The sequence below is a fragment of the Roseofilum sp. Guam genome, assembly GCF_017746735.1.
GTDB classification, from domain to species: Bacteria; Cyanobacteriota; Cyanobacteriia; order Cyanobacteriales; family Desertifilaceae; genus Roseofilum; species Roseofilum reptotaenium.
Genome location: NZ_JAGHZN010000013.1, coordinates 21,688 through 44,428 on the forward strand (window position 1 = coordinate 21,688; position 22,741 = coordinate 44,428).

At 45.0% G+C, this 22,741-nt stretch carries 20 protein-coding genes and 1 pseudogene; 10 read left to right on the plus strand and 11 right to left on the minus strand.

From position 1 onward, the window contains the following. Positions 1 to 64: 64 nt before the first annotated feature. The 4 genes from J7529_RS06350 to J7529_RS06365 form a co-directional block, all read right to left on the minus strand. Positions 65 to 1,459, minus strand: a complete 1,395-nt coding sequence (locus tag J7529_RS06350) for a hypothetical protein (RefSeq protein ID WP_318728288.1) — start codon at positions 1,457 to 1,459, stop codon at positions 65 to 67. A 36-nt stretch (positions 1,460 to 1,495) separates the two neighbouring features. Then, the gene (locus J7529_RS06355; protein ID WP_318728289.1) at positions 1,496 to 2,380 is read right to left on the minus strand and encodes a hypothetical protein; all 885 of its coding nucleotides are present in this window, start codon (positions 2,378 to 2,380) and stop codon (positions 1,496 to 1,498) included. Positions 2,381 to 2,558: 178 nt separating this feature from the next. Beyond that, on the minus strand, positions 2,559 to 3,209 hold the full coding sequence (locus tag J7529_RS06360; RefSeq protein ID WP_318728290.1) for a GMC oxidoreductase: 651 nt from the start codon (positions 3,207 to 3,209) through the stop codon (positions 2,559 to 2,561). Then, on the minus strand, positions 3,155 to 4,342 hold the full coding sequence (locus J7529_RS06365) for a hypothetical protein (RefSeq protein ID WP_318728291.1): 1,188 nt from the start codon (positions 4,340 to 4,342) through the stop codon (positions 3,155 to 3,157). Before J7529_RS06365 ends, J7529_RS06360 begins: the two co-directional genes overlap by 55 nt. A gap of 263 nt (positions 4,343 to 4,605) precedes the next feature. Here J7529_RS06365 and J7529_RS06370 point away from each other — a divergent pair, with 263 nt between their 5' ends. Then, the gene (locus tag J7529_RS06370) at positions 4,606 to 6,210 is read left to right on the plus strand and encodes a 2-isopropylmalate synthase (protein ID WP_413038824.1); all 1,605 of its coding nucleotides are present in this window, start codon (positions 4,606 to 4,608) and stop codon (positions 6,208 to 6,210) included. 270 nt (positions 6,211 to 6,480) lie between these two features. Here J7529_RS06370 and dacB read toward each other — a convergent pair whose 3' ends face one another. Further along, positions 6,481 to 7,932, minus strand: coding sequence for a D-alanyl-D-alanine carboxypeptidase/D-alanyl-D-alanine-endopeptidase (gene dacB / locus J7529_RS06375; protein WP_318728293.1), 1,452 nt, complete (start codon positions 7,930 to 7,932; stop codon positions 6,481 to 6,483). A 238-nt stretch (positions 7,933 to 8,170) separates the two neighbouring features. Here dacB and J7529_RS06380 point away from each other — a divergent pair, with 238 nt between their 5' ends. Continuing rightward, positions 8,171 to 8,770, plus strand: a complete 600-nt coding sequence (locus tag J7529_RS06380; protein WP_318728294.1) for a metal-dependent hydrolase — start codon at positions 8,171 to 8,173, stop codon at positions 8,768 to 8,770. Between the two features lie 105 nt (positions 8,771 to 8,875). On the opposite strand, the gene J7529_RS06385 is transcribed toward J7529_RS06380, so the two are convergent. The 4 genes and pseudogenes from J7529_RS06385 to J7529_RS06400 form a co-directional block, all read right to left on the minus strand. Beyond that, positions 8,876 to 10,087, minus strand: a complete 1,212-nt coding sequence (locus J7529_RS06385) for an acetate kinase (RefSeq protein WP_318728295.1) — start codon at positions 10,085 to 10,087, stop codon at positions 8,876 to 8,878. After that, complete coding sequence (gene pta / locus J7529_RS06390; protein ID WP_318728296.1) at positions 10,084 to 12,204, minus strand: phosphate acetyltransferase; 2,121 nt, start codon at positions 12,202 to 12,204, stop codon at positions 10,084 to 10,086. Before pta ends, J7529_RS06385 begins: the two co-directional genes overlap by 4 nt. Before the next feature lie 42 nt (positions 12,205 to 12,246). Then, positions 12,247 to 12,402, minus strand: a pseudogene (locus J7529_RS06395) (histidine phosphatase family protein); the annotation flags it as partial. Between the two features lie 264 nt (positions 12,403 to 12,666). Next, entirely contained in the window at positions 12,667 to 13,080 is a 414-nt protein-coding gene (locus J7529_RS06400) for a hypothetical protein (protein ID WP_318728298.1), read from the minus strand. Positions 13,081 to 13,431: 351 nt separating this feature from the next. On the opposite strand from J7529_RS06400, the gene J7529_RS06405 reads away from it, so the two are divergent. From J7529_RS06405 to J7529_RS06420, 4 genes are all read left to right on the plus strand, one after another. Continuing rightward, positions 13,432 to 15,840: a phosphoketolase family protein gene (locus tag J7529_RS06405; protein ID WP_318728299.1), complete on the plus strand. Its 2,409-nt coding sequence runs from the start codon at positions 13,432 to 13,434 to the stop codon at positions 15,838 to 15,840. A 99-nt stretch (positions 15,841 to 15,939) separates the two neighbouring features. Then, the gene (gene coaE / locus J7529_RS06410) at positions 15,940 to 16,539 is read left to right on the plus strand and encodes a dephospho-CoA kinase (protein WP_318728300.1); all 600 of its coding nucleotides are present in this window, start codon (positions 15,940 to 15,942) and stop codon (positions 16,537 to 16,539) included. 86 nt (positions 16,540 to 16,625) lie between these two features. After that, positions 16,626 to 16,976 (plus strand): hypothetical protein, encoded by a 351-nt coding sequence (locus tag J7529_RS06415; RefSeq protein WP_318728301.1) that lies wholly within the window; start codon positions 16,626 to 16,628, stop codon positions 16,974 to 16,976. Positions 16,977 to 17,012: 36 nt separating this feature from the next. Next, positions 17,013 to 17,363 (plus strand): cupin domain-containing protein, encoded by a 351-nt coding sequence (locus tag J7529_RS06420; RefSeq protein WP_318728302.1) that lies wholly within the window; start codon positions 17,013 to 17,015, stop codon positions 17,361 to 17,363. Here J7529_RS06420 and J7529_RS06425 read toward each other — a convergent pair. Beyond that, positions 17,327 to 18,256 (minus strand): LysR family transcriptional regulator, encoded by a 930-nt coding sequence (locus J7529_RS06425; protein ID WP_318728303.1) that lies wholly within the window; start codon positions 18,254 to 18,256, stop codon positions 17,327 to 17,329. The genes J7529_RS06420 and J7529_RS06425 overlap by 37 nt on opposite strands. 222 nt (positions 18,257 to 18,478) lie before the next feature. Here J7529_RS06425 and ycaC point away from each other — a divergent pair, with 222 nt between their 5' ends. Beyond that, on the plus strand, positions 18,479 to 19,105 hold the full coding sequence (gene ycaC, locus J7529_RS06430) for an isochorismate family cysteine hydrolase YcaC (RefSeq protein ID WP_318728304.1): 627 nt from the start codon (positions 18,479 to 18,481) through the stop codon (positions 19,103 to 19,105). A 61-nt stretch (positions 19,106 to 19,166) separates the two neighbouring features. Then, a complete protein-coding gene (locus J7529_RS06435) occupies positions 19,167 to 19,772 on the plus strand; it encodes a nitroreductase family protein (RefSeq protein ID WP_318728305.1) in 606 nt (201 codons plus the stop codon). 15 nt (positions 19,773 to 19,787) lie between these two features. On the opposite strand, the gene J7529_RS06440 is transcribed toward J7529_RS06435, so the two are convergent. Next, complete coding sequence (locus J7529_RS06440; protein WP_318728306.1) at positions 19,788 to 20,165, minus strand: MGMT family protein; 378 nt, start codon at positions 20,163 to 20,165, stop codon at positions 19,788 to 19,790. Positions 20,166 to 20,241: 76 nt separating this feature from the next. Between J7529_RS06440 and J7529_RS06445 the strand changes: the two genes are divergently transcribed. After that, entirely contained in the window at positions 20,242 to 20,760 is a 519-nt protein-coding gene (locus tag J7529_RS06445) for a GNAT family N-acetyltransferase (RefSeq protein WP_318728307.1), read from the plus strand. Next, entirely contained in the window at positions 20,757 to 22,721 is a 1,965-nt protein-coding gene (locus J7529_RS06450; RefSeq protein ID WP_318728308.1) for an amidohydrolase, read from the plus strand. Before J7529_RS06445 ends, J7529_RS06450 begins: the two co-directional genes overlap by 4 nt. Positions 22,722 to 22,741 lie beyond the last annotated feature (20 nt).

Below are 22,741 nucleotides of genomic sequence, written 5' to 3' on the forward strand. Positions count from 1 at the left end.
CCCCTACAATAGACCAATCATGATTGTATCAATCTTGTTGAATTGAATCGACTAGACTGTGGCTTTAGACTATCCCGTAGATCCAATACCCCAATCTAAGCAATAGAATAGCCCCCAAAATCCACGCAAGCCTTTTCCAGAGTTTGCCGGAATCTTGAGGCGGAGTTGTCTCTACCTGAAAATCATCGGTTTTGAGATGTGATCGAAGATTTTCTGGTGTGGCCGTACCGTTGAAAATCTTGTCAACACCAGGCCAAATATATTGACAGTTATAGGCATTCGCTCCTTTTTTGACACCACCGAAGTTTTTGAACAGAGCATCACCATAGTATTCCGTACAGGTAACCGCTTGGTTGTGGAATGCCTTCAGTGGAGGTTGCTTATCAGGGTTGGAATAGGAGAAGTAAATGGCCTTTTCCTTACTGGCGATCGCATCATAATTAGAACCCTTATCCCCGGAAGCCGCAACCCATTGGCTAGGCGGAACCAACTTATCGGCTCCGCCATGCAAAATTGCTACAGGTTCTGTCAGACTTTCGCCGGTATTCTTAATCAGAATAGGTTCCTCTGTGAAGGGAGAGCCAAATAACTTCAAGATCCAAATAGCACATTTTGGAATCCCCATCTCCGTATTTGCCGCCGGATCTGCCGTTACGATTTTTTGGGGAAAAAATGGATGGTTGGGCTTGTCCTTAAGATGCCAGGGCAGGCTCAGGGCAAGTAGCCCTCCCAAGGAATGACCAAAGGCAAAGGCATCCAGCTTTTCCTCTTGCCAATGGGAATAGCGCTCCTGCTGGCGCAGATCGTTCCACGCATCTTCCGTGAGGGAGATCGCTTCATCCAGCCATTCTGTCGGTTTATAGGCTAAACTTAACGCCACCGTAGATAAAAGATGGATTAAGTTCTTCCCATACTCCCGCTGAAACCAACTGAGAACGCTCAAGATTGTCAGGATAATTAAGATCGGTAGAACCACCAACTTTAATTTGGCAGCGCTCACGCTGAATTCAGACATTCCAGATTCTAAATCCGCATCGCTCCCTTCGTCTCTAAACAAAGAGTTAATCTTATGGGTTGGTAAAGAGTCCTCCTCCGATATAGCTGACAACTCTTTGCCAAGAGACCGCCAAATTTGCAAATGCTTGAGGGTCGGTCGAGTTGGGGTAGGGGCTTGCGGTGGGGTATTGGGATAAAAACTGCGTTGAAAATCCGGGAAAAAGACAATATATCCCTTCTTCACTAACTGAACGAGGTGTTCTTCATAAAAGGAGGGCATACAGAGGGCAAATCCATGTAAATAGAGGATGACCTTCAGCTTGGTCTCGGAATTTTCAGCAGCTTCCGGGACATACACTCGGATAAAAGTGCCATCGGCATGGCTACCGTGTTGATATACATAATAGCCATCCTCTGGCGGTACGTTCGGGCAGCTCGAATCTTGAGATGAAGATATCGACATTATTATCACCTACTTACTTAGTTTTATAGGGTCGGCTTATGCAGGCTTATTCCGGTCTTCACCCGATAAGGCCGCACGTCCTTTGAGATAAACCAGCCCGGTAAAGATTGCAACCCCCGTCTCCGTTCCCGCCAAGTCATGCAAAATATGAAATAGGGCGTTGGCGGTGACGTGAGGGTCGTGATAGGGGTCACCACCATATTTTTGCAGTAAAAACACGAAAAACAAATTGACTCCTACTGAGAAAATGGGGAAGAAAATAATCCGCCAATCTTCAAGGAGTTTGTAGCCACGATAGGTTAGCACGCTAAAAATCAAGGTCAGAGCAATGTAGATGGGAATTTTGTAGAGAGTAGCGTTAGGGTCATGGTGAGCTTCGGCTATACTACCTAGGGGATACAGAATTGAAACGATTAATAAACTCACTGCGAAGACAATATTGAGCAGTTGAGTGACCCAAGTATTGCTAATAGCTAGTCCGTCGCTCCATAGGGCAAAGGCTGAAAGCAGGAAGAAATAAAACATGAAATTCAGCATTGTGAATTGATCTTGGTAGTACCAACACTGAGTCACATGCCAACCAATTTCTGAGGCGATTGAGACCATGATGAATGATAAGCCCAGTTGGGAGGCAAAAATTGCACTTTTGGACTGTTGCAAGGCCGTTAATGCCTGGTAGAAGATTTTCATAGCCAGAGGGATAAGGACAAAGGCCAAGACATGGGTCAAGATCAAGGCAAGTTTCCAAGGCCCCGTAATACAGGTACGGTCATCTAAAGGACTCGCTATCTCAGCAAGTGTACTTAAAATATAGCCGAATCCAATAAAGGAGATCGCGAAAAACACGGCGATGCGTTGGAACTGGGAGTTCAACAGCTTATCGTCCGATTCCTGTACCGGCAAGTCGGTTTCTTTTGTCATGGGAGGTTTTGTATAGCGCTGCGCGCTAGGGAATGGGGAATAGGTTATGGTAGCTAGGTTTCAGTATTGAACGGGAGTCCTAACCGACTCTTTCTCTGCGATAGCAATGATTCTGTTGCTACTAATATAGCAAGCCTCATATTAACTCTGCGATCGCCCTAAGTTTCCCGTAGAGGGTTTAGCTGGAGCTGTCTGGGTAAAGCTGCTTGGCCACATGAAACCCGACCAAATAAGCGGTCATCTGAGGGCTAATGCGAGGCAGGGGCACGGCAGATAGATCCGCTACATGCAGGTTGCTGGAGCCTTTAACTTTGCCGGTTTGGGTGCGATCGCTTTCTCCCAAGTCCAGAGCGCTACCGAACAAACAGCCTCCCGCCATATGCTGCTCGGAGAGCAAGAACCGCTTGCTGTAGGCTTCCACATAGCGATCGACCTGTTCTTGAGTAAAAGGAATTTTGGTAAGGCAGCGGAATATAAACTGCACAATGCCCGGTGGCTTCCTGCCCAATTGCTCCATCAAGGGCAACTGCTGGGCAATGACTGTTTTAGCTACGGTTTTGTCCTGGTTGAAGCGTTTCTGGGTTTTCTGGACTTCTTCTTCTGCAAAGAAGTCCAGGGTAATGCGAGAATCCTTATCCTCGTATTCTCCGGTGCAAGCTGGGTTGTATTTGACGATCGCCGTAATTAGCTCGATTTTCTCGGCAGCCCAAGGTCTGCCATTGAGCAGGTCTATAATCCCCGCCCCCAGATTGATGAAAAAGTTGAGGATAGAAATCAAAATCCGCACGGTATTTTTAACGACTGCAAACAGCCAGGGGGTACGCAGCACGACGTGCTTGAGGCAATTGGGCAGCAAAAATGCCAGATAAAGGTGAGAGACAATGTACCAGAGCTTCTCAAAATTCCCCGTAAAAAAGTCAAAGCAACAGACTGTCGCGGTTCCCGGCTCGCTCTCCTCGGGCTGCCCAACTGTGGTAGCAAAGACTGGCCCATAGACATCCTTGGGGGAGACTTTCCGGTCTTTGTCGAGCAGATAAATTCCCAGGGGCAGGACGATATGGTCGCTGGCCTGCTGGCCTGCTGGCCGATCGCCTCATTCTGCAACGTTTGGCGATAGGGCATTAAGAGGCGGGGACTGGCTGCACCGGCACAGAGGATGACTTTACCCCCGGTGGTCAGGGGAATGCGAATGAGATCGGTCTGGTCGCGATCAAGAAATCTCGCCTGCACAGCCACGCATTGGGCTAATGAGCCGTCAGCTTCGGGAGAGTCAATCGGGGCAAATTCCAGAGATTCCATCTGGCAACGGGTCTTAAGTTCCAGGCGAGGGTCGTCCCAATCGACAATTGAGACACCGCTATGGGTACGTTGACCAAAGGGGTTGAACTGGGTGGGAAACTGGTAGAGCTGCTTGGCTTGGCGATCGGAGTAGCTTTGGTAATCCTGATAGCTGGGAATATTCTCAATGCGGTGACCAGGGTTGGGGGCTTGAAAGCCAGCAACTTCACCAGCATCAAGAATATGCTGAGTGACCGGGGTTTCGTTAATAGAGGGGTCGGGGCGCTCAAACTTGGCGTTTAGCTCGGCCTTGAGTTCGTCCCAGTAGGATTCGTTATGGCCGAGATGCTCCGCCAGCCACCTCGACGACTCGTGAATCATGGTGTAATTAATGGAGCCGCCCCCACCCATAGTGCAAGCCCAGCCAGAAATGATCGGTTTCCCGTCGGGAGTTAGGGCATTATGCAATTTAAAAATATTGCCCTCAGCGTAGGATTTAGTCCAGTTAATTTGGTGGGTGATGTCGCTGGTGTTAAAGAAGCTATCCCCCCGTTCCAGAACTAGCACCTGGGAATTGTTGTTCTTTGATTGAGCCAGATAATGGCTCAAGAAAGCGCAGGCACCGTTGCCAGAACCGATAATAATCAGGTCGTAGAGTTTCAGGTCGGATTCTTCTGAAGTCATGGCGTTCTCTGCTTAGGGTTTGTTGGGCGACAATCTAGGGCCAAATTTTTCCGGGTGGCCCCGATCGCGCCTAGTCCTCTGCTCAAAAAAATTTTACCGAATACATTGGAGGCGCGATCGTTCTGACGGATTTATCTTTCCGGATTTTCAAGAACTGAAATTCTCCAATATCTAAAGTTTCAGGCGATCGCTTCAATATACTCAGAACTAGAATTTGGGCTAGAATAATATGAATCTGTTTTTGTCGAATAGCTTGTATGAATATGCAACCTCAACACGACCGTATCATAATCTTTGATACCACTCTCCGCGACGGCGAACAATGTCCAGGGGCAACCCTGAATGGCGATGAAAAACTGGCGATCGCGAAACAACTGGCCCGTCTCGGAGTAGATGTGATTGAGGCTGGTTTTCCGTTTGCAAGTCCAGGAGATTTTGATGCGGTGCAGAAGATTGCCGCTACGGTGGGAACCGAAACCGGGCCAACCATTTGCGGGTTAGCCAGAGCGACTCGCGAGGATATCAAGGCCGCAGGGGAGGCAGTGAAACCAGCAGCTAAACCTCGCATTCATACGTTTATTGCCACTTCGGATATCCATCTGCAATATAAGTTGAAGAAGAGCCGGGAAGAGGTGCTAAAAATTGCACCGGAAATGGTGGCTTATGCAAAGTCGTTTGTGGATGATGTGGAGTTTTCGCCAGAGGATGCGGGACGTTCCGATCCGGAGTTCTTGTATCAGATTTTGGAGGCGGCGATCGCTGCTGGGGCAACCACAGTTAACATCCCGGATACCGTTGGCTATACGACTCCAGCCGAGTTTGGAGCCTTAATTCGCGGTATTAAGGAGAATGTACCCAATATTGACCAGGCGATTATTTCGGTTCACGGTCATAATGATTTAGGTTTGGCAGTGGCAAACTTCTTGTCAGCCGTGGAAAATGGCGCTCGTCAACTCGAATGTACCATTAATGGCATTGGAGAGCGGGCAGGAAATGCGGCATTGGAAGAGTTAGTGATGGCTCTGCATGTGCGCCGTCAGTATTATAATCCCTTCTTTGGCCGCGCTCCAGAGTCCACAGAACCTTTGACCCAGATCGATACGAAGCAAATTTATAAGACTTCGCGATTGGTGTCCAATCTAACTGGGATGTTGGTGCAGCCGAATAAGGCGATTGTCGGTGCGAATGCTTTTGCCCATGAATCGGGAATTCACCAGGATGGGGTTCTGAAGAATAAGCTCACCTATGAAATTATGGATGCCGAGTCCATTGGCTTGAGTGAAAACCAGATTGTACTGGGTAAACATTCAGGCCGTCATGCCTTCGGTAACCGTCTACAAGAGTTGGGCTTTGAGTTGTCGGACACCGATTTAAATAAGGCGTTTGTGCGCTTTAAGGAGTTAGCTGATAAGAAAAAGGAGATCAGCGACTGGGATATCGAGGCGATTGTTAATGATGAGATTCAACAAGCACCAGACTTCTTCCGTTTAGAGTTGGTGCAAGTCTCCTGTGGCGATCGCGCGCAACCGACGGCAACGGTAACCGTGCGGACTCCCGACGGAGAAGAGCTAACTGATGCGGCGATCGGTACCGGGCCGGTGGATGCCATTTATAAGGCGATTAATCGGGTAATTAATGTGCCGAATAAGTTGATTGAGTTCTCGGTACAGTCGGTGACAGCAGGAATAGATGCGATCGGAGAAGTCACCATCCGCGTCCAACATGAAGACCGGGTATACTCGGGTCATGCGGCGAATACGGATATTGTAGTCGCGTCTGCTCAAGCTTATGTCAACGCACTCAACCGTCTTTCGGAAGCGTTGAAAAAAGAACGTCTTCATGCACAACATGAAACCGCTGTAGTTTAATTAACGGTCTGGATAAGGAGGAATTTTGATGTTCCTCCTTATCCGTTCAGAAATATCATTGTTTTGTAGATACTATCTTGGATATCAAGGGTTCCGAAACAGCCAAGTTTAGCAGATAAAGCCATCAATTCTGTAAACCCGCCCTCCCCCAATGGCCGCTAGAAATCGGGTTTCTTCCTTGGCGAAGGGTTCGGAATAACCTGATAGAGACGGTATTGAATATCTTTGGATCACTCGAACTCAAAAATATTTGCTCAAAGCTATTTTAATTTAACCACAATATTTCAACTGAGTCAAAAGCAAAACAATTTCATCAATAGCAGTTCTTACCTCTTGGGTTTTCAAATCAGATTGATTAACCATAATGCTAAAAACCAAGGGTTCAAAATCGGGAGGTTGTATATATCCTGCCAAAGATACAACTCCACTTAATGCTCCTGTTTTTGCTTGTACATTTCCCTCAGCCAAGCTATTTCTAAAACGCCAACTTAAAGTTCCACTTACACCAGCAATCGGCAAAGAATTTTGATAGAGATCTGCCCAAGGAGAATTAGCCATTATTCTGAGAGTTTGTACCAAAGATTCCGGACTGACTAAATTATGACGAGATAATCCAGAACCATCATTTAACCTAAAACTATTGGGAGTAACTCCTAACCGAGTTAAAATTAATTTTGCCTCCTCCAAGCTTTTTGATAACGTATCATTATGAGGAGCCAAATCACTTCTCGCACCCAGTTGACGTAACAACGCTTCTGCATAAACATTGTTACTTTCTTTATTCACTTCTTCTATCAATTCTCCCACTGTAGGAGACTCAACAAAAGCTAATTCAGTTAAGCTTAAATTCGAGGTCGTTTGGGATTTTTCGACTATTCGAGAAACCCTAATTTCTTCTGACTCTAAAACCTGACGAAATTTATTTAAAAAATTATCCATAGGTTCGGCAACTGCTAGATAAACCGGTTCCGATACTGAACCCACTTGGAGTTGCCCCGATATACGAATTATGGGTTGAGTAAAACTTCGTCCTACTTGTACAAATTCTTTTTCATTCGTTGCAACTGTGACAGAGTTATTTTCTATTTGCCATCTTTCACGTTGCTCTGGATCGACAAACGTTACGTTCAAAGGTTGACCTAAACCTTGGGGAGACAAAATTAAATCTATAGAATTTTGATTCAAAATCAAACTATTAATGGGTGCTCCATAACCCGCTTGAACATCTTCCCATTCCCAATTAGAATTAATGGCTGTTCCCTGAAAATAACTATTATCCGCAATAAGCTGATTTATACTGGTTATGCCTCGTTTTTTGAGTTGTTCAGCTAATTTCTTAAGTTCAGTTTCGGTTAAACTAGGATCGCCTCTGCCAACCACATATATATTTCCGTTTTCATCACCATAAATAGACGTTCTAATCCTAAATTGAGGTCTGAATTTTTGTAACACTGCTGCGGTTGTTAATAGCTTGGAAGTAGAAGCAGGAATAAAGTAATATTCAGCATCTTGGCTGTAGATTCTATTTTTTCCAGATAAGGTCTCGACTAAAATCCCCCACCGAGAGCGACGAAATATTGGGCGATTTATTACAGCGTTAATAGTATTACTTAGGTCGGAAGGGCAATTTTTTGATGTTGTTTCTTGACCCAGGGCAATTAATGGATTGAGAAATAAGATCAGGAAAGTAATTGTAATTTGTTTGAGGTAAATTTTAAACATTTGGCATTGACTCGAAATAGATGAAGTAGGGGCGGGTTCACCCAAGTTTAGGAGACAAAGCGATCGATTCTATAAACCCGTCCTCCCCTGTGGGCTGCTAGAAACCCGGTTTCTTCCCTGGCGAAGGGTTGGGAATAACCCGTTAGAGACCAAGGTATAGTAGATGATATAGAGTGTTAGTTTACACTGTCGCTCACCCAACCTACGATATTAAAGTTGATTTTCCAGATGTGATATTATGTCTTCTTTTGTAGGTCATAGTTTAGCAGCATTCACCATTTATGCTTGCGATAAACCGAACCAGTCTCTAGGACATCGCGTTGTATGGTTAGCTTGGCTAGTTACTTTAGCATTAGTACCCGACTTAGACCATTTTATCCCCTTTTTACATCCATCCGCCCACGATCAGCTCCGAGTGACTCACTCGTTAACCTTTGCTCTCTTCCTGCCCATTCTAACCTTTGTGATGCTATGGATTTGGGGATTAAGGGGCAAAGGTTTAAAAAGTCGAAGTCTTCAAGTCATTAGTGCTGGACTCTCTAATCCGATTTTAGATTTATTTGTGGGCGTGCTGGGTATTCCTTTATTTTGGCCCTTTAGCAGGTATCTATTTAAACTTCCTTTTGGGATATTGCCCAGTGCAGGACTCCTTTCATTGACGAATTATTACTTATACAAAAACCTGTTCATTGAACTGGGAGTCTTAATTCCTTTATTTCTTAGTATTTATCTAGGGGTTAAAAAACGAGAAGCTTTGACTGATAATATTTATAAAATTTCTGGGTTGCTTGCGATATCTGGTGGCTTTATGATTTGGGCATTTTCATTGGTTCGATAAATAGAGCAATTCCTCGCTAGGGGATTAGAAACCGGGTTTCTTGCCAATCTTCTGGTTGATTGCCTCAACTTCAGTAGAAACCGGGTTTCTTCCCTGCCGAAGGGTTTATCGCAAACATTGCCAGGTTTGACGGGCGATCGCCCAATCTTCTTCCGTATGAATGACATAAACACGCACGGCAGAATCTGGAGTAGTAATATCCGTATCCATGGGAGAGTTCATATTTTTCTCTACATCTAACGTTAATCCCAAAAACTCAAAGCCTTCACAGGCTCTGTGACGCACATCTACTGAATTCTCGCCTACCCCTGCGGTAAAGACCAGAACATCTAATCCGCCCAAGCTAGCTAACATTTGACCGATCGCACTCCGCAGACGATGAATATAGAGATCGAAGGCTAATGTTGCTCGTTCATTCTTCTCATTCATCGCATGTAGAATGGTTCGCAGATCCGCAGAGAGTCCGGAAACCCCTTTAAAACCGGATTCTTTATTCAGCATTCGGTCAATGCTATTGACATCAAAACCGCGATCGCGCATTAGATAGAAGATGATCGCCGGATCAATCGAACCGCTCCGGGTTCCCATCATCAGTCCCTCTAAAGGCGTAAATCCCATGGTGGTATTGACACTAATACCATCTTTCACCGCAGCCAAGGAACAGCCATTGCCCAAATGACAGGTAATCATCTTCAACGACTCTAGGGGTTTTTCCATTAACTCAGCCGTGCGTAGGGCACAATAGCGGTGACTGGTTCCATGGAAGCCATAGCGCCGCACTCCTTGCTCAAACCACTCATAGGGAATAGGGTATACCGCCGCTTCTGGGGGCATCTGGCTGTGAAAAGCAGTGTCAAATACCGCCACCTGGGGCACATCGGGTAAGACCCTCTCCACAGCTTCTATCCCCTGCAAATTGGCTGGATTGTGCGATGGTGCCAGGGGGATGAGTTGGGTAATGGTGGCTTGGACTTCTGGGGTGATGCGGGTAGCTTCGGAATATTCCGTTCCGCCATGCACCACCCGATGACCGACAGCATTAATCTCCGAGAGGCTCTCTAAAACTTGGGTGTCTCCGCTCACCAGGGTTTGCAGGAGTTTAGAGATCGCCTCTTCCTTCGCATCACTGGATAAGTTGGTTTCCTGCTTGATCCCATTCGCCTTGACTTTCATTACCCCATAGTCCGTGGCCACTGTCCAGTCAATGGTCGCTTCCCACAGGGGATGGGGAGGATGGGCCGGGAGTTGGTCTCCGGTAATGTCATATAAACAGCTTTTTTGGGAGCTGGAACCCGCGTTTAAAACCAGGATTTTCATGGGCTTGGGGAATTCAGAGGACAAATGGTTTGGGTTTGGATGGCAGTAATGGTGACGGTATTGATAATGTCAGTAACTGTACAGCCGCGACTGAGGTCATTGACGGGTTTACGCAAACCTTGCAAAACCGGGCCGATCGCGATCGCTCCGGTTTCCCGCTGGACGGCTTTATAAGTGTTGTTCCCGGTATTTAAATCGGGGAAAACTAAAACAGTTGCTTGTCCCGCAACCTCAGAATTGGGCATTTTTTGAGCACCCACCTCTGGATCGACAGCAGCATCATATTGAATCGGCCCTTCAATTTTCAAATCAGGGCGTTTTTGTTGAGCTAAATGAGTGGCTTTTCTCACTTTTTCCACTTCTTCCCCTTTACCCGATTCTCCAGAAGAATAGGAGAGTAAGGCCACTCTGGGTTCAATACCGAATCGTTTGGCAGTATCAGCAGAAGAGAGGGCAATTTCTGCTAGTTTTTCGGCCGTGGGATTCGGATTCACGGCACAATCTCCGTACACTAATACCCGGTCTTCTAAACACATCAGAAAGACGGAGGAAACAATAGAACACTCCGGTTGAGTTTTGATAATTTGCAGCGCAGGACGAATGGTATGTTGGGTAGTGTGGACAGCTCCAGAAACCATGCCATCGGCATCTCCACTATAGACCATGAGTGTACCAAAGTAGGAGACATCCATGATTAAGTCTTTAGCCATATCAAGGCTGAGATTTTTATGTTTGCGGCATTCATAGAGGGTTTCGGCATAGTGATCGAAGTTTTCACTAATGGCAGGATTAATAATCTGGACTTGGTTTAAATCCAGGCGAATATTATGTTTTTTCAGCGTTTGTTCAATGCTTGAGAGGCTACCCAAGAGGGTAATATTCACTAAACCTTGGGATAACAGCACACTCGCCGCCTGCAATATCCGAGGATCGTTGCCTTCCGGAAGAACAATATGGCGTTTTTGGGCTTTGGCCTGTTGTACCAAGTTGTAAGTAAACATTTTCGGGGTCATGCCCTTGGTTTTTACCCCTTCAATACGCTCTTCTAGTTCTTGTAAGTTAACGTAGCGATCAAAGGTTTCTATCGCCACATGGATTTTTTCGCGATCGCCACAGGTGAGGGAAATATGTAGATCATGAATGGCTGAAGCCGTCGTATAGGTATCACTTTCGACGCACAAAATGGGCGGTGGATCGGGTAAACCATCCAGGAGTTTGGCAATCACTCGGTGCGGTTGAATACCACAGGAAAGAACCAAACCCGCTAAGTTAGGGTAATTTACGGATTGATCGGCCTGTACAACACCGAGAATAACATCCGAGCGATCGCCAGGGGTTATGGCTAAATTACCCTCCTTTAAACGCTCAAGGGCATGTTGCACTTGCATCGCGGCTACCACGTACTTATTGGCTAGGTTATTGAGCCGTTTATGTCCATATAGGACTTCAGCATTCAGTTGTTCCACAACATCCCGCATGCGAGGACTACTGAGCCGACGGTCGTAGGGAATGACTGAAACTAAGCTCTCGGGCAAATCCAACTCTTTCACCAAACTGGCTTTGAGCGTATCCACCTGATCGGGTTGGGCTAAGTTCAGAATCACTCCAACCACATCGCATTCCTTTTCCCGATACACATCCAGGGGCAGTTGTACGGAATTAATGGCTTCTTCTGGGGTGCGATCGCTGGCTTTACCCACAATTAAGACGGGACAGCCTAAATTTTTGACAATTTCTACATTCAGATCGAATTCAAAAGCCGCTTCTTGACCTTTAAAATCTGAACCTTCACAGACTACAAAATCATATTTCTTCTCTAATTGTTTATAGCGCTCAATAATCCGATCCAAGAGGTCATCTAAATGATGATGACTCAGTAAATCCGTCGCTTCCTGCAAGTATAAGCCAAAGGCATCTTCTGGAGATTGTTTCAGCCTAAAATGGGTGAGAATCAGTTTAATATCATCATCAATATCCCCCACTTCGGGTTTACGAATGATGGGCCGAAAAAATCCAATATTGCTCGTTTTCCGGGATAAGCATTCAATTACCCCTAAGGAAACAAGAGCTTTTCCACTGGCGACTTCTGTTGTACTAACGTATAAAGAATGGGCCATAGTCTACTCACCTTAAATATTGCAAAAGAAAAAGAATGGATACTAAGTTCCAGGCCGCGATCGCAGTGCGCTCTCTAGATGGGAGCGATCGGCTAATTGGTGTAATAAGGGGCCATGGGGGCGCATTTCTACGATGCTCACCCCACCGACTGGCATGGCAATGCGATCGCGAAATCGTCCCCCATCAATCCCCAATAACCTCCCTGTTGACTGTAGGTAGTTTTTCCATGTCTAAGAAAATATAAAGTTAGGCTCATAGGATTAGACGGGTCACAGATGGAATGCTTGTTCCCATTATGTTCTAGCAAGAGAGACTTGGTTTAAAACTACCAAACTCCTTAATTTTTCGATATTAATATAAAGTTAAATCTCCCTTAAGATGGCCTGTAATATCATTTCTCTATGAAAATCCGCTTAACCAGGTTCTCCCAGACCCTGCTCTATCAAGGATCGATTCGTATACTATTTTTGACTTTGGATATCAAAGGTAATCTCGATCGACTGGCGATGGTATTTTGTAATATAAATCAGTAAGGCATGGATCAGCACGATTAAACCCGTCACTTCCAGCATTTCTTCCGTACTAGCGAGCAAGGAATAGACGAGGTTTTGCATTCCTCCTGCAATTCCAATCCAGATACTACCCATCATTTCCAAACCTAAAACGCCGAACACGTAAAGAATTCCCGAGGCGATCGCCATCCTTTTAATTTGTCTTGGTAAATGATTGACCAACTTAGAAAAATAATAGATTAATCCCAAAGTGACAACGCCATAGGGAATCACCCAAACGGCAGAAAAGATAACCGGTAGATGTTTGCCCACTTCCGGGATAATCATAATTTCGTGAATCTGTAAACCTTCATCTAATGCCATAAAGGCAAAAATAAAATGCAAGACTCTTTCAGTAGCAAGTGTTTTTAGGGTAATTTTCTTGACTTTATAATGTGGAGATTTAAGATAGCATATATAACTTTAATTTTACCTTAAAGTTTCTCCAAAAGCCATATCATTAGAGTTCTATAGCGCGGGTTGATAGAAGAGGGATAAACGCCACTCTGGGAACCCAAAGGAAATCTTAAGATTTTTGGACTCTGGGGACATTTCGCTGGTAAAGGAGTTTAATATACCAAAAGTTCAGAAGCATGGCTTGGAACTGAAAAGTGACGGCTCAAAATTGACACAACTTCAAGCATTTGGCCCTTTCGTTAAGATAGATTAGAACTTATGGTAGCTTCACCTGAAAGACTCAGTCCCCAGGAAAATTCACTCTCCCCCGATGAGTTAAAAAAAATGGATGCCTACTGGCGGGCTTGTAATTATCTTGCTGTAGGTATGATCTATCTGCGAGACAATCCCTTACTAAAAGAAACTCTTAAACCCGAACATATAAAATACCGCCTCCTCGGTCATTGGGGAGCGTCCCCAGCCCTCAGTTTCAGCTATGTTCACCTCAATCGGCTGATTAACAAATATGACCTCAACGCAATCTACCTAGCCGGTCCCGGCCATGGTGCCCCTGGAGTTTTAGGCCCCGTTTATCTGGAAGGAACCTATTCTGAAGTCTATCCAGACAAAAGCGAAGACGAAGAAGGGATGCAGAAATTCTTCAAGCAGTTCTCGTTCCCCGGTCATATCGGCAGTCATTGTACCCCAGAAACTCCCGGTTCTATCCACGAAGGGGGAGAACTCGGTTACAGTGTTTCCCATGCCTACGGAACAGTGTATGATAACCCCGACCTGATCGCGGCTGTGGTGGTTGGAGATGGAGAAGCGGAAACCGGCCCTCTGGCTACAGCTTGGCACTCAAACAAATTCCTGAACCCAATCCGGGATGGGGCGGTTTTGCCTATTCTTAACCTGAACGGCTATAAAATTGCCAACCCAACTGTTCTCTCTCGCATCAGTGCAGAGGAACTTGAAAGCTTGTTTATCGGCTATGGGTATACCCCCTATGTGGTTGAAGGTGATGACCCAGCCATTATGCACCAAAAGATGGCCGGAACGATGGAAACTTGTATTAACCATATTCGGGCAATTCAAGAAGAGGCTCGTCGAACAGGAAAAGCCAAACGCCCCCGCTGGCCAATGATTATTCTGCGGACTCCTAAAGGCTGGACGGGGCCCAAAGAAGTGAATGGTCACAAAGTAGAAGGCTTTTGGAGAGCGCACCAAGTGCCTATGGGCGGAATGCACAGTAACCCAGAGCATGTGCGCTTGTTGGAAGAGTGGATGAAGAGCTATAAACCGGAAGAACTGTTTGATGAGAACGGCAAACTGATTCCGGAATTAAAAGAACTGTCTCCAAAAGGCGATCGCCGCATGAGTGCGAACCCGAGTGCTAACGGTGGCATCCTCCGCAAAGATCTAAAAATGCCAGACTTCCGCAACTTTGCTGTAGAAATCCCCAAACCGGGCACTGTGGAAGTGGAAAATACCAAATTCCTCGGCTACTTTCTGCGGGAAGTTATGCGCGACAACCCAAATAATTTCCGGCTCTTCGGCCCCGATGAAACGGCTTCTAACCGTCTCCATCCGGTCTACGAAGTGAGCAAAAAAGTCTGGATGGCTGACTTCCTTCCCGAAGACCTCGACGGTAGCGAACTCTCTACGGATGGTCGGGTCATGGAAATCCTCAGCGAACATACCTTGCAAGGATGGTTAGAAGGCTACTTACTGACCGGTCGTCATGGACTCTTCCATACTTACGAAGCCTTTGCCCATGTAGTGGATTCGATGTTTAACCAACATGCCAAATGGTTAGATATCTGTAAAAATGAAGTCCCCTGGCGGGCCTCCGTATCTTCCTTAAATATTCTCCTCTCTTCCCTCGTTTGGCGACAAGATCACAACGGTTTTAGCCACCAAGACCCTGGATTTGTAGACCTGGTAACCAACAAAAGTCCCGATGTGGTTCGCGTTTACTTCCCCCCCGATGCCAACTGCTTACTCTCGGTTTCTGACCACTGTTTACGTAGCACTGACTATGTAAATGTGATCATCTCGGATAAACAAATGCACCTGCAATATCTCAATATGGAGGATGCGGTTAAACATTGCACCAAAGGGATTGGCATCTGGGAATGGGCCAGTAATGATGACTGTGGCAAAGACCCGGATATGCCGGATGTGATTATGGCTTGCTGTGGCGATATTCCGACGATGGAATCTTTGGCTGCAACTGCTATTTTGCGCGATGAATTCCCAGATCTTAAAGTACGCTTTATTAATGTTGTTGATTTGTTTAAACTGATGTCAGAAGGAGAACATCCCCATGGTTTAAGCGATCGCGACTTTAACAGCCTTTTCACCGTTGATAAACCTGTAATGTTCAACTTCCATGGTTATCCTTGGTTAATCCACAAACTGGTGTATCGCCGCGCTAATCAAGACCGGATTCATGTTCGCGGCTACAAAGAAAAAGGAAACATTAACACCCCTCTGGAATTAGCGATCAATAACCAAGTCGATCGCTTTAACCTCGTAATTGATGTAATTGACCGCGTGCCGAAACTCGGTTCTGCGGCTGCCTATGTCAAAGAACGGATGAAAAATGCCATTATCGAAAACCTCCAATATGCCCGCGAACAAGGCATTGATAGGGAAGAGATTGTCAACTGGAAATGGCCGTATTAATCATTTAATACGAATAGGGGCGAAATTCTTTTCGCTCCTTCCTTGTTCTATATGTTTCATTTTTATTGGAAATGACGAATAAGAGGGACAATCTCGACGATGAGCCAAAAACAAGCGCAAATTGGAATTACGGGGGGAATTGCGACTGGGAAAAGTACGGTTACTGGATATCTTGAACAACGTTATGGTTTACCCGTGTTTGATGCCGATCGGTATGCACGAGAAGCGGTGCAACCGAAATCGCCGATTTTCCAACGCATTGTGCAACGATATGGAAAGACTATTGAGTTACCAGAAGGGGGATTAAATCGTCAGCAGTTAGGGGAAATTGTCTTTAGTAACCCCGTAGAGCGGCAATGGTTAGAGGAGAAAATTCATCCTTATGTGCGCGATCGCCTATACCATGACCTCAATCAATCCTCTCCCCAGGATACCCTAGTCTTCTCCATTCCCCTCCTCTTTGAAGCTCAGATGACCGATCTAGTTGAGGAGATTTGGGTGGTCTACTGTTCTGAAGCACAACAAATAGAACGGTTAATGCGCCGCAATCACTTGACTTTAGAACAAGCGCAGATGAGAATCAACTCTCAAATGCCCTTACCTGAAAAATGCCAGCGAGGCGATCGCCTGTTAGATAACTCTTCCACTGAGTCCGAATTATTTCAACAAATCGATCGAATCCTCCAATCCAACTTTTAATCGATGGGATAGCGGCGATCGCCAGTTTTCGGTTACAGTAAAATATAATTCAATCACCCTAACATAGGTAAACAATTCAATCACGGATGGACAAGGATTTAGACCCTACTCTACAACCCTGGGAACAGGAACTCAACGCCACTCTAGAGCGGATACAAAGCCTAGCAGCTACACATCAAAAGGATGCCGTTACCTTATTAGCTATCCTTCGCAGTCTCGAAGACATGCATCGTTATATTCGAGAAACCTGGTTTCAAGACTCCCTTCCCAATAACCGTCAAGCCTTGTATACCCTGCTGCGAGACATGGAAACCGAAGGAGGATGGCCCTATATTAGTCGAGTACAGTTACAAACTATTCTCAGGGTTTGGTTTCAAGCCGAGGTCATCCGCAATTTACCGAAGTCCTTAGAGTCTGAACCTCTAGATGAACCATAATGCGTTTATTCCCCATTCCCTATTCCCTATTCCCTAATGAAAATCACGACCTTAAACGACATCCCCCAAGAAGGCGTTTCGCATAATGCCAATATCCATAAACAAGTCATGTTACGTATTGGGGACTTACCCCATTTAACCAACTTTTCCCAAGCCAAATTTCCCCCTGGAGAAGTCGCGAATGGTCACGCCCATCAAGATATGTGCGAAGTCTTTTTTATTGAATCTGGCACAGGGATTATTACCGTAGATAACCAGGAGTATGCCCTTTCTCCAGGCACTTGCATTGCCATTGATGTTGGAGAAATTCATGAATTACGAAATACCGGTTCAACGGAATTAGTAGTAACCTATTTTGGCTTAAGAGTTCCCGTTTCTGAATCCTGATATTTAACCTCATCCAATGCCTGTTGCATAAATTGAGTAAATAGCTTAACCTTCTTAGAAATGCTCGAACTTACCGGATACACGACATATAACGTCAATTCTGGAACTTTATAGTTCGACAAGAGAACCTGTAAATTTCCTTTCCTTAAATCTTGTTCGACAATAAAGTTGGGCAACATTACAATGCCCAATCCATTGACAGCCGCATCTCGCAAAACTTCTCCATTGTTAGAACAAAAGACCCCATCAATAGAAATGAGTCCTTCTTCTCCTTGATAAATGAAGGGCCAACGTTCCCCAGTTGCCAAATATCCATAATGCATACACGAATGTTGTTTTAAGTCTTCAATCTCAGTCGGAATCCCTCTGTTATTGAGGTAACTCGGGGCTGCACAAATGACGCGAGAAATAGTGGCAATGGGGTGAACAATCAAACTTGGAGATTTTAGAGGTAAGCTGATGCGAATAACCAGATCGTAACCTTCAGCGATCGGATCTACAAAACGATCTTCTAACGTCAATTGAATTTTAACCTGTTTGTATTGAGTCATAAACTCAGCTATTTTCGCACCTAAAAAGGAGAGGCCAAAAGACATCGGAGCATTGATTTTCAGATTTCCTTTCGGTTCAGTCTGTTGCTCAGAAATACTGAATTCTGCTTCTTCTAAGCGATGAAGAATATCAAGACAGCGTTCATAAAATGCTTGACCATTATCGGTCAGTGTAACTTGACGCGTTGTACGGTAGAGCAATGGCACTCCCAAATACTTCTCTAAAGCAATCACCAGCTTATTCACTGCTGAACGCGAGAGCTGCATTTTTCTCGCCGCCGCAGCAAAGCTACCTTCTTCAACGACTTGTGTGAATGCATGTATACTTTCAAACTTATCCATCAGACCCTGAATTGTAAACAAAATAGAGACAATGTGTCTCTAAAATACTATATTGTCTTTTTTAGAGAACCATTTTATGATGAGGGTGGCTGGTACAAAATTCATCTGCTTGTGTAGCAGCCCTTAATTAATCACTTAACGACCCATTACTTTGTAAAGATCGAGCTAATGTTATTTAGCTTGATAACACCGCTATGTTGTCTCAATCTGTAATCAATAATCATGCCTGATTCTTATCAATACAAACGTCTATCTAAAGATGATGCCGTCGTTTTACTCATCGATCATCAAGCGGGTTTAATCTCATTAGTCCAAGATTATTCACCCAATGAATTTAAGAATAATGTTTTGGCTTTAGCAGAATCAGCGAACTTCTTTAATCTTCCAACCATCCTAACCACCAGTTTTGAAAATGGCCCTAATGGCCCTTTAGTTCCCGAAATTAAAGAATTTCATCCCAATTCCCCTTATATTGCTCGTCCCGGTCAAATTAATGCTTGGGATAATGAAAACTTTGTGAAAGCCATCAAAGATACCGGTCGTAAACAACTGATTATGGCGGGAGTTGTGACGGATGTTTGTGTGACGTTTCCTGCTTTAAGTGCCCTGGAAGAAGGCTTTGATGTTTTTGTGGTAGCTGATGCATCGGGTACATTTAGCAAAGATGTACGAGATGCAGCATTATTGCGGATGCAAGGGGCTGGGGTACAAATGATGAATTGGTTTAGTGTCGCCTGCGAACTCCATCGTGACTGGCGCAATGATATTGAAGGTTTGGGGGCTTTACTCTCTAAGTATATTCCCAACTATCGAAATTTGATGACCAGCTATTTTGCTACACAACAGTAATTCCAGTATTCTAATAGATTAATTTGTGAAGCATTAAACCAATCAAGAGGAGTTTGACTCAATGGATACTTTACAGGCGATTTATCAACGTCGTTCGATTAAAGGTTTCGATCCCAATCATAAACTGACTCCAGAAGAAGAAGGAAAACTTCTGGAAGCTATGATTCAAGCTCCAACGAGTTTTAATATTCAGCATTGGCGTTTTGTAATTCTTCGCGATCCCGAATTACGTGAAAAAATTCGCAAAGAGTTAGGTAATGATCAAGCACAAATGACAGATGCTTCTTTACTAATTCTGTTTACAGCAGATATGAAAGCCTGGCAGAAAGCCCCCGAACGCTATTGGCAAAATGCCCCCAAAGAAGTGGCTGATTTATTAGTAGGTTGGATGGGGCCGTTTCATGAGGGACGGGAATGGCTACAGCGGGACGAGGCTCAACGCTCGATTGGTATGGCGATGCAAACCTTGATGTTGGCGGCTAAAGCAATGGGTTATGATTCTTGCCCGATGATTGGCTTTGACATTGAGAAAGTTGCAGAACTGATTCATTTACCCGCAGACCATGTTATGGGGCCAATGGTTGCCATTGGTAAAAAATTTAAAGAACCTTGGCCAAAACCGGGACAATTGCCGTTGAGCGAATTGGTGATCGAAAATAGGTTCTAAACCGTTTGAATCGGTTTAAAATTGATAAAGGACTTCACTCAAATTTTCGATCCGATTATTTTTGATCGTAATGCCCTCGTTTAGGAGTAATTCCTTTTTACGAGGTACTCCTAAACGATAATTACCAATTTCGCCATTGCTTTTGACCACTCTATGACAAGGGATGACAATCGGATTGTCATTACGAGCCATCGCATTTCCCACGGCACGATAGGCTTTAGTATTAAGGGCTTTTGCGATTTCTTTATAGGTTGTGACCTGACCTTGGGGAATTTTTGTTAAAAGTTCATAGCACTTTTGATGAAAACTAGGCGTTTGATTTTTCATACTGTTGATCTGGCTCTGAATAATGCCCTGAATATTTGATTCAATATAGCACAAATCACCAAGCATTGTAATGGATAAGAGATTGTCTAACCCTGGAAGGTCAGCCTAAAATAACCTCTGAAAACGATCCCCTTAATGCGTGATGATTATTCGACCTCTAGAACAAGCTGACTGGCCAGCAACTTGGCAAATTATCGAGCCTGTATTTCGTGCAGGTGAGACCTACAGCGTTGCAACTCATATTACAGAAGAAGAGGCATTTAAAGTTTGGGTTGAAATGCCAGTAGTTACCTGCGTTGCAGAAAATTCAGATGGGTTAATACAGGGAACTTACTATCTAAAAGCGAATCAACCCGGACCGGGTTCTCATGTTTGCAATTCTGGCTACATCGTGGCAGAAGCAGCTCGTGGGAAGGGCATCGCTTCTGCTCTGTGCAAACACTCTCAGACAGAAGCTATAAAACTTGAATTTCGGGCGATGCAATACAACTTGGTGGTGTCAACAAATACGAGTGCTGTTCGCCTCTGGCGGAAACTGGGCTTCGAGATTGTGGGGACATTACCAGAAGCATTTTTACACCCGTCACAAGGCTTTGTTGATGCCTATGTGATGTACAACAAACTTGACCTGTCATCTAACAGTATTACCAACCAATTATGAATCAATACCACAAAGTCCACCGACGAGATTTTTTTAAATGGGCTTTAGCCGCAGGATTTTCGACGTATCTATTAGATAAAGGGAAATCGTGGGGACAAAACCCTACTGATACGAGTCAAAAAGCCGATCTAATTCTTTATAATGCCCGGATTGCTACCCAAAACGATCGCCGCTCCTTTGCTGAAGCTGTCGCAATTAAGGGTAACCGTTTTCTCGCAGTGGGTACGGAAAAGGAAGTGATGGCTTATCGCGGCGATCGCACCCAAACCATTAATCTGAATCGTCGCACGGTCATTCCCGGCTTAAATGATAGTCATACTCACTTGATTCGAGGTGGTTTAAACTATAACATGGAACTGCGCTGGGATGGTGTGCCCTCCCTCGCGGATGCCCTGCGAATGCTCAAAGAACAAGCCGCGAGAACCCCTGCCCCTCAATGGGTACGGGTGATTGGTGGGTGGAGTGAATTTCAGTTTGCTGAACGCCGGATGCCGACGTTGGCAGAAGTTAATGCGGTATCGAGAGATGTACCCGTATTTATTCTCAATCTATACAATCGTGCCCTGCTCAATGGGGCTGCATTACGCGCTCTAGGGATAGACCGTAATACTACACCCCCTCCCGGTTCAGTCATTGAAAAAGATCGCAATGGTAATCCGACAGGAATGCTGATTGCTAAACCCAATGCGGCCATTCTTTATGCAACGATCGCCCAAGGCCCCCTATTAAGTTTAGACGATCAAATCAACTCCAGTCGTCACTACATGCGGGAAATGAACCGTTTGGGGATTACCAGCGTCATTGATGCCGGTGGTGGAGGACAAAATTATCCCGATGACTATCAAATCATTGACCACCTCCACAAAGAAGGATTGATGACCGTTCGGGTCGCTTATAACCTGTTTACCCAAAACCCAGGGGCAGAAAAAGCCGATTTTGAACGCTGGATTAACATTGCCAATCCGGGACAAGGAGACGATTTTTATCGCCTCAATGGTGCAGGAGAAATGTTAGTCTTCTCAGCCGCAGATTTTGAAGACTTTACCGAACCTCGTCCCGATCTCAATCCCAACATGGAAGCCGAACTTACAGAGGTGATTCAACTTCTGGCTGCTAATAAATGGCCATTCCGACTCCATGCCACCTATAATCAATCGATCTCGCGGTTTTTAAATATATTTGAGAGAGTGAACCGCGAAATTCCCTTGAATGGAATGCACTGGATTTTAGATCATGCAGAGACGATTAGCGATCGCAATATTGAGCGAGTCAAAGCGTTAGGCGGTGGCATTGCCTTTCAACATCGGATGGCGTATCAAGGCGAATACTTTCTTGACCGATATGGCGTGCAGGCTGCTAATCGTACTCCTCCCATTAAAAAAATCATGGCGATGGATGTGCCAGTATCTGGGGGAACAGACGGCACGCGAGTCGCCAGTTACAATCCTTGGGTCGGTTTATATTGGTTAGTAGCTGGCAAAACTGTTGGCGGCACAACCCTTTATTCTGAAGCCAACCGTCTCGATCGCATGGAGGCTTTAAGGTTATATACCACGGCTGCCGCTTGGTTCTCCAATCAAGAGGGAAATAAAGGCGCAATTATGCCCGGCCAATTGGCAGATTTAGCCGTCCTATCAGAAGATTTTTTCTCTGTACCCGAAGAGAGAATCAAACATCTTGAATCCGTGTTAACCCTTGTCGATGGTCAACCCGTTTATGGTAGTGAAGAATTTAGCAACTTATCTCCTCCACCCTTACCTATTAGTCCAGATTGGTCTCCGGTAAAATATTTTGGGGGATATCATAATGATTCTCGGATCAGTGTTATTCCTGCATCTGAGCAGAGGTGGACTTCAGGTATTCACTCACCAAAACGACCCAACTTAAAGTTATTCTCTTTGAATCAACCGGGTAGTCTATCTCAATTTTGGGGAGGTCTAGCTTGCGCCTGTTGCTACTAAGATCAATTAAAAATTAAAAT

Coding starts and splice junctions, on each gene's coding strand:
- J7529_RS06370 (WP_413038824.1), top strand. CDS start 4,606: ATGCAACCTCAACACGACCGTATCATAATCTTTGATACCACTCTCCGC.
- J7529_RS06440 (WP_318728306.1), bottom strand. CDS start 20,165: ATGCTTGGTGATTTGTGCTATATTGAATCAAATATTCAGGGCATTATT.
- J7529_RS06385 (WP_318728295.1), bottom strand. CDS start 10,087: ATGAAAATCCTGGTTTTAAACGCGGGTTCCAGCTCCCAAAAAAGCTGT.
- ycaC (WP_318728304.1), top strand. CDS start 18,479: ATGCCTGATTCTTATCAATACAAACGTCTATCTAAAGATGATGCCGTC.
- J7529_RS06405 (WP_318728299.1), top strand. CDS start 13,432: ATGGTAGCTTCACCTGAAAGACTCAGTCCCCAGGAAAATTCACTCTCC.
- dacB (WP_318728293.1), bottom strand. CDS start 7,932: ATGTTTAAAATTTACCTCAAACAAATTACAATTACTTTCCTGATCTTA.
- coaE (WP_318728300.1), top strand. CDS start 15,940: ATGAGCCAAAAACAAGCGCAAATTGGAATTACGGGGGGAATTGCGACT.
- J7529_RS06400 (WP_318728298.1), bottom strand. CDS start 13,080: ATGGCATTAGATGAAGGTTTACAGATTCACGAAATTATGATTATCCCG.
- J7529_RS06365 (WP_318728291.1), bottom strand. CDS start 4,342: ATGACTTCAGAAGAATCCGACCTGAAACTCTACGACCTGATTATTATC.
- J7529_RS06435 (WP_318728305.1), top strand. CDS start 19,167: ATGGATACTTTACAGGCGATTTATCAACGTCGTTCGATTAAAGGTTTC.
- pta (WP_318728296.1), bottom strand. CDS start 12,204: ATGGCCCATTCTTTATACGTTAGTACAACAGAAGTCGCCAGTGGAAAA.
- J7529_RS06355 (WP_318728289.1), bottom strand. CDS start 2,380: ATGACAAAAGAAACCGACTTGCCGGTACAGGAATCGGACGATAAGCTG.
- J7529_RS06380 (WP_318728294.1), top strand. CDS start 8,171: ATGTCTTCTTTTGTAGGTCATAGTTTAGCAGCATTCACCATTTATGCT.
- J7529_RS06415 (WP_318728301.1), top strand. CDS start 16,626: ATGGACAAGGATTTAGACCCTACTCTACAACCCTGGGAACAGGAACTC.
- J7529_RS06445 (WP_318728307.1), top strand. CDS start 20,242: ATGATTATTCGACCTCTAGAACAAGCTGACTGGCCAGCAACTTGGCAA.
- J7529_RS06350 (WP_318728288.1), bottom strand. CDS start 1,459: ATGTCGATATCTTCATCTCAAGATTCGAGCTGCCCGAACGTACCGCCA.
- J7529_RS06425 (WP_318728303.1), bottom strand. CDS start 18,256: ATGGATAAGTTTGAAAGTATACATGCATTCACACAAGTCGTTGAAGAA.
- J7529_RS06450 (WP_318728308.1), top strand. CDS start 20,757: ATGAATCAATACCACAAAGTCCACCGACGAGATTTTTTTAAATGGGCT.
- J7529_RS06420 (WP_318728302.1), top strand. CDS start 17,013: ATGAAAATCACGACCTTAAACGACATCCCCCAAGAAGGCGTTTCGCAT.